General features: G+C 69.1%; 3 protein-coding genes. All 3 read right to left on the bottom strand.

Annotation, left to right across the window (positions count from 1 at the left end):
- Nucleotides 1-628 (bottom strand): ABC transporter ATP-binding protein (locus RI841_RS15925; RefSeq protein ID WP_310706611.1); only part of this gene is annotated, 628 nt, incomplete at its 3' end.
- Nucleotides 629-663: 35 nt separating this feature from the next.
- Nucleotides 664-1887: an MFS transporter gene (locus RI841_RS15920; RefSeq protein ID WP_310706610.1), complete on the bottom strand. Its 1224-nt coding sequence runs from the start codon at nt 1885-1887 to the stop codon at nt 664-666.
- Between the two features lie 12 nt (nt 1888-1899).
- Complete coding sequence (locus RI841_RS15915; protein WP_310706609.1) at nt 1900-2400, bottom strand: hypothetical protein; 501 nt, start codon at nt 2398-2400, stop codon at nt 1900-1902.
- Nucleotides 2401-2529: the final 129 nt, after the last annotated feature.

Here is a 2529-nt window from a genome sequence, read left to right as displayed (position 1 = left end):
CCTCGTTGTGGGTGATGATCGCCACCGTGGTGCCGGTCTCGCGATTGACGCGCTCCAGCACTTCCAGCACGCGGATGCCGGTGCGGAAGTCCAGGGCGCCGGTGGGTTCGTCGCAGAGCAACACGTCGGGCTGCTTGGCCACGGCCCGCGCGATGGCCACGCGCTGCTGCTCGCCCCCGGAGAGCTGGGAGGGGAAGTGGTCAAGGCGCTCGGTGAGGCCGACAAGGGCCAGGGCGGCCTCGGGGGCCATGGGGTCCCTGCTGATATCGGTAACGATGGCCACGTTCTCCCGGGCGGTGAGGCTGGAGATGAGGTTGTAGAACTGGAAGACGAAGCCCATGTGGTGGCGACGGAAGCGGGTCAACTGGCGCTGGTTCGCCCGGGTCAGGTCGTGGTCCTGCCCGGCCCTGTCGCGGTAGTGCACCTCGCCGTCGCTGGGGCTGTCGAGTCCACCGAGAATGTTGAGGAGGGTGGACTTGCCGGAGCCCGAGGCGCCGAGCATGACGGCAAGCTCACCGCGGTAGAGCGACAGGTCGACGCCCTGCAGCGCCCGGATGGTAACCTCGCCCATGCGGTAGAGGCGGGTCAGCCCCTTTGTCGTGAAGACCTCGTCCTTGCCGTTGTCCATCCGCCGGACATCCCCCGTTCCCCCCTGTCCCGAGTCTAGCAGGTGACCAGCCGTCCCGCGTCGTCGACCTCCAGGCGTCTGTTGCGACCGGCGAGCAGGGCGAAGCCCATGCTGAAGGCGATGATGCCCAGCAGGACCCGGGTCAGAGTTGTCAGCCCCACCTCGAACTGCAGCAGCACGCCAACCGCCAGCGGTCCCATGGCGGCCAGGGTGTAGCCACCGCCCTGAACCAGCCCCGAGAGCTTGCCGGCCAGGCGTGAAGTCGCGGTTCGCAGCACGATCAGGGTGAGGGCGAGGCTGAAGCCGCCGCCCTGGCCGAGGCCCAGCAGCACTACGCCGGGCCAGCGCCACATCGCCGGCGCCTGCAGCAGCAGCCAGAAGCCGGCGGCGACCATGCCCAGCACGATCAGCAGGGCGGGACGCTGGTCGCGACCCAGCCGTGCCAACCAGGGCGCTGAGAGGGCCGAGATCAGCTGCACCATCACCGAGGCGCCCATCATCCAGCCGGCCTCGGCCTCGCTGAATCCACGGAGCACCAGCAGGGTGGGCAGCCAGCCGAAGACGATATAGGCCAGTGACGACTGGCTGCCCATGAACAGCATGACCTGCCAGGCCAGCGGCTGGCTCAGTAGCTCCCGGGTGGACCCGCCGCCTTCGGGCAGGGCCGTGGTGGCGTCATGGCGTGGCATCAGCATCTGCCAGGCCACCAGGGCGACCAGTGCCAGCAGGGACCAGCTGGCGAGCCCGGCCGGCCAACCTCCCAGGGTGTCGGCCAGGGGAATGCTCAGTCCCGCGCCCAGGGCACCGCCGAGGCAGAGTGCCATGGTGTAGACCCCGGTCATCAGGTCGGCCCCGGCTGGCAGCTCGCGCTTGACCAGGGCCGGCAGCAGGGTGCCGGCCACGCCGATGGCGGCCCCCACCATCAGGGTGCCGACGAACAACGCAACGACGGCCGGCACGCCGCGCAGCAGCAGGCCGCCGGCCAGCAGCAGCAGGGCAGCGGCCAGGGTGTTCTCGGGGCCGAAGCGCTTGGCCAACCAGGGGGCCAGCGGGGCGAAGATCCCCAGGCAGAGTACCGGCAGGGTAGTGAGGGCACCGGTGGCCAGTGCCGAGAGCCCGGTATCCTGCTGGATGCGGGTGAGCACCGGCGCCAGAGTGGAGAGGGCGGGGCGCAGGTTAAGCCCCACCAGCACCATCAGGCCGATGAAGAGCACCAGCGGGCGGGAGTCGGTCCGAGACGCCTCAGTGCCGTTCGTCATGTCGCGCTGCATTCATCGCATGTGGCGGCGCAGGTCGCCTCGCACCGCGTCGAGCAGGGTGATGAAGCGGGTGTCGTGGTTGCCGTCGATGCGATCGACCCGCACTACGCTGCTTATGCCGCGGTCGATGTCCAACTGGTCGAAGATCTCCAGGGTGACCTTCTCGGCCGGCTGGCTGCCGGGCTCGATGCGGCCCTCCTCGAGGGTGAAGGTGGTCAGCAGGGTGGCACGCACCCGCGTCGAGCCGCCCTCTGCCAACACCCGGCGCACGAACAGCCAGCCCTCGCAGGCCAGCGCCGTGTCGCCGTGAGCACGCAGGAAGAGGGTGCGATAACTGGCCCCTTCGCTGGCGCCTTTGGCGGCCATGCTGCGGTAGGCCTCGGTCATGCGCGTCGCCGAGACCTTCGACTCCTCGAGCCGCTGGCGGGCACCGTGGTGTTCACGATCCAGTTGGGCCTGCTGCTGAAAGGTCAACCAGCGCCGATAACAGGTGACGAGATTCTTTTCATCCATGGAAGCGTCCTGCCTTGGACGGTGGAAGGATCACGGGGATCAGCGGGCTACATTCGCACATCCCGATGCAGCCCGCCAGTCGTGTGGCTCAGGCCTGACGCGATCCGGAGCGGCCGCCTCGCCGACGAC

Source organism: Halomonas sp., from assembly GCF_031581305.1.
GTDB lineage: Bacteria > Pseudomonadota > Gammaproteobacteria > Pseudomonadales > Halomonadaceae > Halomonas.
The sequence above is the reverse complement of the archived record's forward strand: the minus strand, read 5'-3'. Positions and strand labels throughout refer to the sequence as shown.

Bases quoted from the DNA above. Each gene is read 5' to 3' on its own strand.
- RI841_RS15920 (WP_310706610.1), bottom strand. From the start codon at position 1,887: ATGACGAACGGCACTGAGGCGTCTCGGACCGACTCCCGCCCGCTGGTG.
- RI841_RS15915 (WP_310706609.1), bottom strand. From the start codon at position 2,400: ATGGATGAAAAGAATCTCGTCACCTGTTATCGGCGCTGGTTGACCTTT.